The organism is Nocardioides pacificus, assembly GCF_054775955.1.
In genome coordinates this window covers 20,680-32,757 of record NZ_BAAHCI010000005.1, presented here as the reverse complement: position 1 = coordinate 32,757, position 12,078 = coordinate 20,680, and the positions used below count along the sequence as shown (strand labels likewise).

The 12,078-nt window shown below is 73.7% G+C and carries 8 protein-coding genes; 2 read left to right on the top strand and 6 right to left on the bottom strand.

Annotated elements, in window-relative coordinates; translation table 11 throughout:
• Nucleotides 1–58: 58 nt before the first annotated feature.
• The 4 genes from ACYU7L_RS02735 to ACYU7L_RS02720 form a co-directional block, all read right to left on the bottom strand.
• On the bottom strand, nt 59–2,632 hold the full coding sequence (locus ACYU7L_RS02735) for an SCO7613 C-terminal domain-containing membrane protein (protein ID WP_460793659.1): 2,574 nt from the start codon (nt 2,630–2,632) through the stop codon (nt 59–61).
• A gap of 84 nt (nt 2,633–2,716) precedes the next feature.
• Nucleotides 2,717–3,142 carry a DUF5709 domain-containing protein gene (locus ACYU7L_RS02730; protein ID WP_460793658.1) on the bottom strand — a complete coding sequence of 142 codons (426 nt, stop codon included), beginning with the start codon at nt 3,140–3,142 and terminating at the stop codon, nt 2,717–2,719.
• 106 nt (nt 3,143–3,248) lie between these two features.
• Nucleotides 3,249–4,133, bottom strand: a complete 885-nt coding sequence (locus tag ACYU7L_RS02725; RefSeq protein WP_460793657.1) for an ADP-dependent NAD(P)H-hydrate dehydratase — start codon at nt 4,131–4,133, stop codon at nt 3,249–3,251.
• Entirely contained in the window at nt 4,120–4,875 is a 756-nt protein-coding gene (locus ACYU7L_RS02720) for a histidine phosphatase family protein (RefSeq protein ID WP_460793656.1), read from the bottom strand. The genes ACYU7L_RS02725 and ACYU7L_RS02720 overlap by 14 nt, the downstream gene beginning before the upstream one ends.
• A 192-nt stretch (nt 4,876–5,067) precedes the next feature.
• On the opposite strand from ACYU7L_RS02720, the gene ACYU7L_RS02715 reads away from it, so the two are divergent.
• Entirely contained in the window at nt 5,068–8,829 is a 3,762-nt protein-coding gene (locus ACYU7L_RS02715) for a SpoIIE family protein phosphatase (RefSeq protein WP_460793655.1), read from the top strand.
• Nucleotides 8,830–8,919: 90 nt separating this feature from the next.
• Here ACYU7L_RS02715 and ACYU7L_RS02710 read toward each other — a convergent pair whose 3' ends face one another.
• Together ACYU7L_RS02710 and ACYU7L_RS02705 are read right to left on the bottom strand one after the other, a co-directional pair.
• On the bottom strand, nt 8,920–9,570 hold the full coding sequence (locus ACYU7L_RS02710) for a GyrI-like domain-containing protein (RefSeq protein WP_460793654.1): 651 nt from the start codon (nt 9,568–9,570) through the stop codon (nt 8,920–8,922).
• Entirely contained in the window at nt 9,567–10,301 is a 735-nt protein-coding gene (locus ACYU7L_RS02705; RefSeq protein WP_460793653.1) for a DUF305 domain-containing protein, read from the bottom strand. Before ACYU7L_RS02705 ends, ACYU7L_RS02710 begins: the two co-directional genes overlap by 4 nt.
• 187 nt (nt 10,302–10,488) lie before the next feature.
• Between ACYU7L_RS02705 and ACYU7L_RS02700 the strand changes: the two genes are divergently transcribed.
• Nucleotides 10,489–11,991, top strand: coding sequence for an LVIVD repeat-containing protein (locus ACYU7L_RS02700; RefSeq protein WP_460793652.1), 1,503 nt, complete (start codon nt 10,489–10,491; stop codon nt 11,989–11,991).
• Nucleotides 11,992–12,078: the final 87 nt, after the last annotated feature.

The window sequence follows — 12,078 nt, the reverse complement described above, 5'->3', positions numbered from 1 at the left end:
GTAACCCCGCGTTACATGGGGCTCGACGCTCGCCTCGACGCTCGCCTCGACGCCCGGCTCAGCGCAGGCGCTCGAGGTAGGCGCCGGTGGCGCGGAGCTGCTTCACCCGGCTCTCCCAGGTGACGCCGACGAAGGTGAGCAGGGTGCCGGCGAGGCCGATCAGGGCCCACTGCGGCAGCACCTCGGCGTACGGCGCGAGCTCGCGCAGCACGAGCACGGCACCGGTGCCGGCGCCCACCGACAGGGGGGCGCTCCACCGCAGCGCCGCGCCGGCCAGCACGAGGGCCAGGCAGGCGACGCCGAGGGCCAGGGCCCGCCAGGAGACGGGGTCGGCCAGCGACCACAGCAGGCTGGGGACGAGCGCGAGCAGCAGGCCGGGGGCGAGCGTGCGCCGGGTCCCGGACTCGGGGTGCTTCAACACGTGCCAGAGCCCGACGACCAGCAGCACCAGCGCCGACGGGAGCGTGTAGGCCTCCGGGGTGCCGACGCCCAGGTCGGCCAGCCGGACCCAGCTGGCCATCGCGAGCAGCAGCCCGCCCACCGGGGCGAGGACGCGGCGCTGCGCGTGGACCAGGGAGGTGAGGACGACGAGGGTGCCGGCGACGGTGAGGTCGATCGCGAGCCACCAGCTCGGGTCGTCGGCGGCGGCGATGCCGACGCCCGCGGCGAGGGCCCCGACCACGGGGGCCGGCACCTCGGTGGTGAGACGCGGCCGCACGATCGCCAGCGCGCCGAGCAGCAGCAGGACCGCGACGCCGCGCTCCGCGACCGCGATCGAGACGAGGTCGCACACCGTCCAGAGCAGCGCCGCGGCGGCCGGCGGCAGGCAGACCTCGCCCAGCAGCCGGGCCCCCCGGTCACGGACCAGCCCCAGCGCCGCGGCTCCCGCGGTCAGCGCGAGCAGCACCGCGGCGGTGAGCCAGGTCGACACCAGTGCCACCAGCAGCGCACCGAGCAGCACCGTCAGAGTGGCCAGCAGTCCGGCAAGCAACGACCCCTCACTGCCTCGCTCGGACGCAGCGTCGCCCACGCCGTAGGCCAGGGTCAGCGACCAGCCGCCCAGCACCAGCGCCGCGAGCACCACGAGCACCAGCACCAGCGCGAGCGGCACGGCGTACGACGCGACGGTCCCGGCCAGCGCCAGCACCAGCAGCGCGACGACCGGGCAGGCCGCGGCGCGCAGCACCGGCAGCGTCTCGCCGACGAAGCGGCCCAGCGCCACCGCCGATACCACCAGGGCGAGCGCCAGCGGGACCAGGAAGAGCGGGGAGTCCCCACCGGCGACGGGCTCGGCCAGGCGCACGGTCGCCGCCTCGGTCCACACCCCCGAGGGGAGCACCCGCTCGGTCGCGATCCCGCCCAGGCGCACCAGCTCGGCCACGGGGATCAGCCACGCGAGCGCGAGGACGCCCGCGGGCACGACCCGCCAGGCGCCGGCGACGACGTACGTCGCGAGCGCGGCCGCGACGACCGCCGCGAGGGCGATCCCGGTGCGCAGGTCGGCCTGGAGCTGGGGCAGCGGGAGCCCGATGGCCAGGGTGAGGACCAGTGCTCCCACCAGCGCAGCGGCGATCCGCAGGTAGCGGTCGAGCAGCCGCCGAGCGAGGACCGGCGCGGTGGCCAGCGCAGCCGCCGCGACCAGGGGCCACACCTCCAGCCCACCCCACAGCCCACCCCACAGCTCGCCGTACGACGCGTGCTCGCCGGCGCGCACCAGCGCCCGCGTCAGCAGCGCCAGCCACCACGCCCCAGCGCCGGCAAGGGCGGCAGCGGCGGCGATCTGCAGCCTCCGGAGGCGCGCCAGGGCGGCGGCGCCGGCCGTGGCGACCACGCCGGCCACGAGGACGAGATCGACGTGCCCCTCGGTGAGCAGCAGCGCACCTCCGGCCACGAGCAGCACCCCGAGGGCGGCGACGAGCTCCGCGACGCCGAGGCGCGGCAGCGCGCGGGAGCGTACGGCGAGCTCGGCGGCGCCGTAGCCGACACCGGCGAGGACGACGCCGACGAGGATGGTGAGGGCGCCGGGCTCCAGCGCCCCGAACCAGCCGGCGTTGTCGGCCCCGACCAGGTCGAGCACCAGCAGCCCGGCGGCGACGGCCGCCAGCGACTCCGCAGCCGCGCGCAGTCCGCGTCCGGCGGCCAGCGCGGAGCACGCACCTGCGGCGACGGTCACACCCACCAGCACAGCGGTGCGCCCGCCGACGCCGAGCACCGACCAGGCCAGCGCGAGGAAGACCACGGCGGCGACGAGGAGGCACAGCGCCCCGAGGCCGAGCAGGATCTTGGGCACCGAGGCCTGGCTCAGCCCCGAGCGACCACCTGGCGCGGGCGCCACGGCTCGCGGGCCGGGCGGGAGCGGGAACGGCTCGGGGAACGGCGCGTAGCTCGCCCGGGCCGGGGCCTCTCCGACGGCGGCCCTCCCCACGGACGCAGGGCCGGCGCCGGCCCCGACCGGCACCCGCGCGGTGAGACGCATCCGGTCGAGCACCACGTCGGCGTGCTGGAGGGTGCGGAAGAGGTCACCGGCGTCGGGCCCGGTCAGCGGGAGGTCACATCTCGTGCAGCGCTCCGGGCTGGGCGGCACGGGGGCGCCGCAGTCGGGGCAGCGGGTCGGGTCGGCGAAACGGGTCATGAGGCCATTGAGTCACTGGGGGCGCCTCAGGGGACCCGCCTCGCCACCCGGATGCTCCAGGTATGCGTACTCAGACGAGCTCGCTCAGTCAGGGATGACGTGCACCGCGGCCTCCTCGGCGCTGGCCCCGGCGCCGTCGATGCCGACGTCCGTGCCGACCATGTCCTTCTCGGTGTCCAGCGTGCCACCCTGGTCGGGGTCGACCAGTCGGCCGGCGCGCTCGTCGCCGACCTCGTGCTCGTCGTCCTCCTCCAGCGCCTCGGCCTCGGCATAGGGGTCCGGCTCCGGCTCCTCCTGGGCGATGCGCTGGTCCAGGGTCTCCCCGGTCGCCTCCTCGAGCGGCGTGTTGCCGAAGCCCTGCGCCGGCGACCACTTCTCCGGCGGCGAGTACCCCTCGTCGAGCGGCTCGCTCAGCCCCCGGTCGCTGACCAGGCTGTCGCCGTCGCCCTGGGGCTGGTCCTCGTCGTCCACGCTGTAGTCGTGGTAGGTCTCGCTGTCGTTCTCACTCATCGGGTTCCTCCCTATTGGGGTTCATTGAACCCATACCCGTACGACGACCCGGGGATGCCTGTCTGACCGGTCGCGTCCCGGTCGAAGGCGTCACATCGGGCGCTCCTCAGGCGAGCTCGCTGAGCACGGCCGGCACCTGCCCGGGGAGCTCGCGGGAGAGGTAGCCGACCGACCCGACGGCGGCGGCGAGCCGCTCGCCCGCGCGAGCATGGAGGTAGCCGCCCCACACGGCCGCCTGGACCGGGTCCGCTCCTCGTGCCAGCAGGCCGGCGACGATCCCGGACTGCACGTCGCCGGAGCCGGACACCCCGAGACCGGGACCACCGCCCTGGATCACCCAGCTGCGTCCGTCGGGGGCGACGACGTGCTTCTGCGTGCCGCCGCACACCACGACGACCCGGGAGCGCCGGGCCACCACCGCGGCGCACCCGACCGGGTCCCGTGCCACGTCGTCCTTGTCGCGGCCGGCGGTGTGGGCCAGCTCGGTCGGGTTGACGGTCAGGACGGCGCGGCCCTCGAGGTGGTGCAGCCCGTCGGGGTGGTCGGTGAGGAAGGCCGAGGCCAGTGCGTCGAGGACGACCGCCGCGCCCGTGACGTCGGGGAGCGCCGCCGCGAGCAGGGTGCTGGACTCCTCGGGGTCGGAGAAGCCCGGGCCGATCAGGGCGACGTCCGCTGCACAGCACTCCTCGGCGACCTGGGCGGCGGCCTCGACGGCGACGGACCCGGAGTCGGAGGCGGGCAGTGCGACCACGCGCGCCTCGGGCACGGCGACGGCGAGCGGCCAGCAGGCGGCCTCGAGCGTGGCCAGCGCCAGCCGGCCGGCTCCGGCGCGCAGCCCGGCCTCGCCGCTGAGGCGTACGGCGCCGGGCACCTCGGCGCAGCCGCCGACGACCAGCAGCGTCCCACGCGCCCCCTTGCCGCCCCCCGGGGCGGGCAGCGCCCAGTCGCGCAGCACGGCCGGGGTGACGACGACCGGGTCAGACCCGCTCATCGGCGCCCCGTCCCGCCTGCGACGGCTCCTCGGTGACCTCGGCGTCCTCGGCGTCGACCGCCACGGGGTCGGCGAACCTCTCGAGCTCGAAGAGGGCGCCGTTGCGGCGGTACGTCGTAAGCGAGGCGTTCGGGATCTGCACCTCGCGGTCGACCTCGAGCAGCTCGGCCTCGGAGATGTCCTCGAGGGCATAGCGGAAGCTCATGATCACCGCCTGGTGGGTGAACAGCCACACCCGCTCGCCGTCGAAGCCCTGGCGCAGGTCGTCGAGCAGGCTGCGCACCCGCAGCACCACGTCGGCCCAGCTCTCCCCCGCCGGCGGCTGGTAGTAGAACTTGCCGAGCTTCGTGCGCCGCTCCGCCTCCTCGGGGTGCCGGGCGCGGATGCCGACCCCGGTCAGCCCGTCGAGGATGCCCAGGTCGCGCTCGCGCAGCCGCTCGTCGTACTCCATCCGGAGGTCGAGACCGGACAGCGCACGCTCCGCCGTCTGGGCCGCGCGGCGGTACGGCGAGCTGATCGCGACGCTGGGGGAGGATCCGGCCCCGTCTCCCGCGAGCCAGGCGGTCAGGGCGTCGGCCTGCTCGCGTCCCGTCTGCGAGAGCTCGACGTCGGCGTCGCGCAGGTCGAGCTCCAGCTGCTCGAGGCCGGCCTCGCGGGCCTGCTCGTCGGCCAGGTTGCCCTCGCTCTGCCCGTGCCGGACCAGGGTGATCTCGGCCGGGCCGGTCGTCCATCTCGATCGCATGGGGCGGTGGTACCCCTCCCCGGTGCGGCTACGCCTCGCGACGGCGCCGTCCGGCCTGGCTAGGCGGACCGGGATCGGGTACCGCACCTCGTGGCAGGTCACGTCTAGACTTTCGGGCGGCCGAGCCGACGGCGGGGGCCGTCGCCCACACGGGGACTAGGTGCGTCCACGGACGCAAGGAATGGGTGACGCATGCAGCACACGTTCCTCGGTGAGGGGGATCTCGGGCGAGACCTCCTCGCGGTCGAGTGGGAGTCGACCCCGCTCGGTCCGATCGACACGTGGCCGGGCAGCCTCAAGGCCGTCGTCCGGATGGTGCTGGCCAGCCGGTTCTCCATGTGGATGGCGTGGGGCGAGGAGCTCAACTTCCTCTGCAACGAGGCCTACCGCCGCGACACGCTCGGCACGAAGTACCCCTGGGCGCTGGGCCGGCCCGCCTCCGAGGTCTGGTCGGAGATCTGGCCCGACATCGGGCCCCGCATCGAGCGCGTGCTCACGACCGGCGAGGCCACCTGGGACAAGTCGCTGCTGCTGTTCCTCGAGCGCAGCGGCTACCCCGAGGAGACCTACCACACCTTCTCCTACAGCCCCCTGGCCGACGACGACGGCGCGATCGCCGGGATGCTCTGCGTGGTCAGCGAGGACACCGAGGAGGTCATCGCCCACCGCCGGATGCAGACGCTGCGGGACCTGGGGGCGCGCAACGCCAACCTCACCGAGGCCGAGACGGTGAGCGCCGCCTGCCGCCAGCTGAGGGCCAGCGACCGGTGCCTGCCCTTCACGCTGACCTACCTGTACGACGCGGACGGCGTCACCGCACGACTGGCCGGGCAGACCGGCTTCGGCGCGCAACAGGACGACCACCCCGCCGCCCCGGCCCTGTTCCGCGTCGGCGCTCCGGGTGCGGTCTGGCCGGCGCCGCCCGCGGAGGGGGAGCGACCCGTCCTCGTCGACGACCTGGGGGAGCGCTTCGCGGACCTCCCCACCGGGGCCTGGGACGTGCCGCCGAGTCGCGCGACGGTGCTCGCGCTGACGCAGGCCGGGCAGGCAGCGCCGTACGGCTTCCAGGTGGTCGGGCTGAACCCCTACCGCCCCTACGACCAGGACTACGCCGACTTCCTGGCGCTCGTCTCGGGGCAGCTCGCGGCTGCCATCACCGACGCGCGGGCCTACGAGTTCGAGCGCCGCCGGGCCGAGACGCTGGCCGAGCTCGACCAGGCCAAGACCGACTTCTTCACCAACGTCAGCCACGAGTTCCGGACCCCGCTGACGCTGCTGCTCGGGCCGGCCGAGGACGCGGTGTCCGACAGCGCCGACCCGCTGCCACCGCGCCAGCGCGAGCGGGTCGAGGTGGTCCTGCGCAACGGGAAGCGACTGCTCAAGCTGGTCAACACCCTCCTCGACTTCTCGCGCCTGGAGTCCGGTCGAATCGACGCGTCCTTCGAGCCGGTGGACCTCGCCGACTACACCCGCGAGCTCGCGAGCATGTTCGTGTCGGCCGCCGAACGGCTCGGCCTCACCCTCACCATCGACTGCCCGCCGCTGCCCGAGGCGGTCTTCGTGGACCGCGACCTGTGGGGCAAGATCGTGCTCAACCTGATGTCCAACGCGCTCAAGTTCACGATGGTCGGCGGCATCACGCTCCGCGTCGAGGCCCTCGACGACGGGGCGCTGCTGTCGGTCACCGACACCGGCACCGGCATCCCGTTCGCCGAGCAGCAGCACGTCTTCGAGCGCTTCCGCCGCGTGCAGGGCGCCAGCTCGCGCACCCACGAGGGGTCCGGGATCGGGCTGTCGCTGGTCGCCGAGCTGGCCGAGCTGCACGGCGGCTCCGTCGCCGTCGAGAGCACGCCGGGGGAGGGCAGCACGTTCACGGTGTGGCTCCCGTGGGGCGCGCAGCACCTGCCGGCCGAGCACGTCGGTCGCTCGGGCGGGGCGGTGGCCGAGCAGGTGGTGGACGGCTTCCTGGCCGAGGCCGCGCAGCTCGTGTCGCTCGGCTCGCCCGACGCGCCGCGGGCCACACGTCAGTCGCCGCTGTCCGAGCAGAGCCGCCGACCCCGGATCCTCGTCGTCGACGACAACCCCGACATCCGCCACTACGTGCGTGGTCTGCTCGACGTGGACTACGAGGTGCTGCTCGCCCAGGACGGTCTCGACGGGCTGGAGAAGGCCCGCGCCGCCCAGCCCGACCTGGTCCTCACCGACGTGATGATGCCGCGGATGAACGGCTTCGAGCTGCTCGCCGCGCTGCAGGCCGACCCGGCGACGCTCGGCGTCCCGGTCGTGATGCTGTCCGCGCGGGCGGGCGAGGAGGGCACGCTCGAAGGGCTGGAGGCCGGCGCCGACGACTACCTCGTCAAGCCGTTCACCGCCCGCGAGCTCGCGGCCCGGGTGCGCTCCAACCTCGAGCTCGACCGCGCTCGCCGGACCCGCAGGCAGCTCGAGGAGAGCCAGTCCCTGCTCGACCAGGCGCAGCGTCTGGCGCAGGTGGGCAGCTGGGAGATCGAGCTGGCGACCGGCCGGGTGGAGACCTCGGCGGAGTACCGCCGGCTCACCGGCGTCACCCGCGAGCAGATCGACCGGCTGGGCTTCCCCGCGGTCATCACCGAGCTGGTGCACCCCGACGACTTCGACATGGTGATGGGCGCGCTCGACGAGGCTCGCGACGGCGTGCTGGTGGACCTCGAGTTCCGGCTGATCCGCACCGATGGCGTCGAGATCGTGGTCGCCGTGAACGGCGAGCGCGTCACCGCGCCGGACGGGACTCCCCTGGCGCTGCGCGGCTCGGTCCAGGACGTGACGCAGCGCCGCCTCGCGGCCCAGGCGCTGGCGCTGAACGCCGCCAGCGCCGAGGCGTCCGCGCGTGAGCACGCGATCGCCGACGAGCTGCAGGCCAGCCTGCTGCCCCAGCGGGACTTCGACCTCGAGCACCTCGAGGTCGCGACCTACTACCGCGCGGGCGTCGAGGGCACCCAGGTCGGCGGCGACTGGTACGACGTCATCGAGCTCGGCGCCGGCCGCACCGCGCTCGTCGTGGGCGACGTGATGGGGCGCGGAGTGCGCGCCGCGGCGGTGATGGGGCAGCTGCGGGCCGCCGTCCGCGCCTACGCCCGCCTGGACCTGCCGCCGGCCGACCTGCTGGAGTCGCTCGACGGGCTGGTGCGCGACCTGGGCCAGGACCAGATCGTGACGTGCCTCTATGCGGTCTTCGACCCGGCCGAGGGGACCCTGCACTTCGCCAACGCCGGCCACCTGCCCCCGATCGTGACGCTCCCCGACGGGTCGACGTCGGTGCTGTCGGGCAGCGAGGACCCGCCGCTCGGGGTGGGGCTCTACAACATGACGCCGCGCGAGGTCACCCTGCCGCCCGGCTCGACCGTGGTGCTCTACACCGACGGCCTGGTCGAGCGCCGCGGTGAGGACCTCGACGCGGGCATCGCCTCGCTGCGAGACCTCGTCGAGCGCCTCGACGGCCCGTTGAAGGGGGCCCCCGAGCAGCTGGTGGACGAGCGGCTCCCCGACGGGCCGGACGACGACGTGGCGGTGCTGGTCGCGCGCGTCGACTGGCCCGTCGTACGACGTGCGGTCTCGCTCCACCTCGACGTGAGCGACGCCGCCCCCACCCTGGCGCGTCGCCTGGTGGGCGAGCACCTGGGGGAGTGCGGGCTGTCCGAGGGCGTGATCGACGACGCGCTCCTGGTCACCAGCGAGCTGGTCACCAACGCCATCCTGCACGCCGCGTCGCCGGTCGAGCTGCGCCTGCGCGCGGACGACGACGAGGTGCTCATCGAGGTCCTCGACAACGCCAGCTATGAGCCGCGCAAGCAGCGCCCCGACGCCGACGACGAGCACGGCCGCGGCCTGCAGATCGTCGCCGCCGTCTGCGACCGCTGGGGCACCCGCCCGACCGACGACGGCAAGGTCGTCTGGTGCGTCCTCACCGCCCAGACCTGACCGCGCCCACCCCCACCCCCACCCCGCGACCCGTCACTCCCTCGACCAGACACGCCGTACGGCGCGGAGCCAGTGACGGGTCGTCCGGCCTCAGGGCCGCGCCGCCGCCGTCGCCCCCGCCGCCGTCGCAGTCTCGGCGACCGGCTGGCGCAGGATCGTGCGGAGCTTGGCCGGCGCCACCCGGCGCGGGTCGTTGAGGTAGATCTCGTGGTGGCGACCGGTGGGCGCGAGGCCGGCGCCGGGGAGGAACTCGTGGTGCAGGGCCGCGAGCACCGCGGCCTCCTCGTCGTACGGCCCCAGGTGGAGGGTCTGCACGCTCCGGCCCTCGCGCAGCGTCTCGAGGCGGACCTTGTCGAGGCTCGCCGGCGGCTCCTTGCGGGCGGCAGCGGCGACGGCGGTCTCGACCAGGTCCGGGGTGATCCAGTCGGGCGTCAGGATCATCGCGGTCCAGTCCCAGCGTGACTTGTCGCGCGCGGTGGTGAAGGCGGCCATGTCGTCGGCCCACCACAGCGCCTCGAGCGGCATCACGACGTAGTCCCGGTCGAGCTCGGTCAAGCTGGCGAACTTCAGCTTGTAGGCGACCGGGTAGAGCGCCGCGAGCGCGTCGGCGTATTCCTGCGCGGTGTTGGGGTCGCCGTGCCCGTCGACCATGAGGTACTGCAGCGGACGCACGTCGACGATCCGGAACTCGCCGCGGCGGGCCCGGTATTCGTCGAGCTCCTTCTTGAGGTCGGTCTTCACAGCGCGCGCAGCATCTTCTGCATCCGCTTGATCTCCGCCGCCTGGCCGGCCGCGATGTCGGTGGCGATCTCGCTGATCCGCAGGTCGGTGCCGGCGACGGCCACGTCGTCGACCATCTCCACGGCGCCGCGGTGGTGGGCGACCATCCCGGTGAGGAAGAGCCGGTCGAAGCGCGCACCCTTCGCGTCGCGCAGCGCGCGCAGCTGGGGCTCGGTGAGCATCCCGGGCATCCCCTGGTGGCCGTGCTCGCTGTGGTCGTAGGCCGAGGGGTCGTCGGCCGCGCGCGGCACGTTGAGGTTGCGCTCGGTCAGCCACTGCGCCATCACCTGGATCTCGGGCGCCTGCGAGGCCCGGATCCGCGCGGCCATCCGTCGTACGTCGTCGCTCGCGGCGCGGGTGCGGGCCAGGCGCGACATCACCAGTGCCTGCGCGTGGTGCGGGATCATCATCTGGGCGAAGGCCACGTCGTCGTGGTTCCACTCGTGCTCGCCGCTCGACGCCACGTCGTCGGGAGCCACGGTGGTCGCCGGCTCACCCGGGCGGCCGGGCTGGAGCACGGCGGAGCCGCCCTCCGTGCCGCCCTGGGTGCCGCTCGAGGTGGCTTCTGCGCTGGGGTCGGCGCTGGGGCCGGCGTCGCTGCACCCCGCCAGGGCGAGTACGACGAGCAGCGCGAGGCCGCTGGTGCGCAGGCGGGCGTGCGAGGGGGTGGGGCATGCGGGGAGTGGGCGCACGGGCGTCCTCCTGGGCCGGGGCGACAACCCGAGACGAGTCGCCGACAGCTCTTTACTTTCGAATGCGCGCCACGGTACGACATATCCGGACGACGGCCACCCCTCGCGCCGTACCGACGAAAGGTCTCGGGACATGTTGGCAGCACGCAGACGATCAACCAGATGGCGGACGAGCGCGACGGGAGCGGTGCTGGCCGGCGTCGTCGCGCTCGGGCTCGCGGCCACCGCCGGGCCGGTCGGCGCCCACGAGGACGGGGCGGAGGCGCCTGTGGCGAAGTCCTCGCGGAGCGTCGACAACTGCCCGCCGGCCATGAAGCGGCAGCTCAAGCGCGCGGGCGACAACTTCGCACGCGGCTGCCTGCCGGGTGAGGACTTCGGCCGCCTCGACGACAGCGACGCCGAGCTCGGGGTCGGTGAGACGGCCAGCAGCCGCAACCTCGAGCTGGTCGCCAACCTGCCCAAGTCGGGGGCGTTCGCGAGCGACACCGCCTACAACAGCGACCTGGCCTTCAAGGGCCGCTACGCGTTCGCGGGCAACTACGAGGGCTTCACCGTCTACGACATCTCCAACGCCAAGGAGCCGCGCGAGGTCGTGCAGGTCCACTGCCCCGGCTCGCAGAACGACATCTCGGTCTGGAAGGACCTGCTGGTCCTCAGCGTCGACTCGAGCCGCAACGACGACTCGTGCTCCAGCACCAGCCAGTCGGCGACGGAGAAGAGCTCGTGGGAGGGCGTGCGGGTCTTCGACATCTCCGACCCGGCAGCTCCGGAGTACGTCGCGGCCGTCGAGACCCCGTGCGGCTCGCACACGCACACGCTGGCCCCGACGAAGAACGGGCGCGACCTGTTCGTCTACGTCTCGTCGTACTCACCCAACGCGGCGTTCCCCGACTGCCAGCCGCCGCACGACCTGATCAGCGTGGTGAAGGTGCCGGTCGGCTCGCCGGAGACGGCGTCGCTGGCCTCGACGCCGGTGCTCTTCCCTGACGGAGGCCAGCCGGCCGGCGGCTACTCGCGCGAGACCTCGGGGTGCCACGACATCACGGCCTACCCGAGCAAGGACATCGCCGCGGGCGCCTGCATGGGCGACGGCATCCTGATGGACATCTCCGACCGGGCCAACCCGGTGGTGACCGAGCGGACGCAGGACACCGAGAACTTCGCGTTCTGGCACTCGGCGACGTTCAACAACTCCGGCACCAAGGTCGTCTTCACCGACGAGCTCGGCGGCGGCGGCGCGGCGACGTGCAACCCGACCGTGGGTGAGAAGCGCGGCGCCAACGGGATCTACGACATCGTCCGCGGCAAGCTGGCCTTCCGCAGCTACTACAAGATGCCGCGGACGCAGTCCAACACCGAGAACTGCGTGGCCCACAACGGCTCGCTGATCCCGGTCAAGGGCCGCGACTACATGGTGCAGGCGTGGTACCAGGGCGGCATCTCCGTCTTCGACTTCACCGACTCCAAGCACCCCCGTGAGCTGGCGTGGTTCGACCGCGGTCCGCTCTCCGACGAGAAGCTGATGCTCGGCGGCTCGTGGTCGGCGTACTGGTACAACGGCCACATCTTCTCCAACGACATCCAGCAGGGCTTCGACGTCCTCGAGCTCAAGGACCCCCGCGTGAAGACCGCGAGCAAGGTCCGGATGGACGTCTTCAACCCCCAGTCCCAGCCCAGCTACAACGGCTGACCCCTCAGGCCAGCCACAGCCCAGCCCAGCCCCCCACCCGCCGATCCGTCACTCCCTCGACCAAACACGCCGTACGGCGTGGAGGGA

What these genes read in the sequence shown, in the direction of transcription:
- ACYU7L_RS02720 (WP_460793656.1), bottom strand. Translation starts at nt 4,875, where the DNA reads ATGCGATCGAGATGGACGACCGGCCCGGCCGAGATCACCCTGGTCCGG.
- ACYU7L_RS02725 (WP_460793657.1), bottom strand. Translation starts at nt 4,133, where the DNA reads ATGAGCGGGTCTGACCCGGTCGTCGTCACCCCGGCCGTGCTGCGCGAC.
- ACYU7L_RS02715 (WP_460793655.1), top strand. Translation starts at nt 5,068, where the DNA reads ATGCAGCACACGTTCCTCGGTGAGGGGGATCTCGGGCGAGACCTCCTC.
- ACYU7L_RS02730 (WP_460793658.1), bottom strand. Translation starts at nt 3,142, where the DNA reads ATGAGTGAGAACGACAGCGAGACCTACCACGACTACAGCGTGGACGAC.
- ACYU7L_RS02735 (WP_460793659.1), bottom strand. Translation starts at nt 2,632, where the DNA reads ATGACCCGTTTCGCCGACCCGACCCGCTGCCCCGACTGCGGCGCCCCC.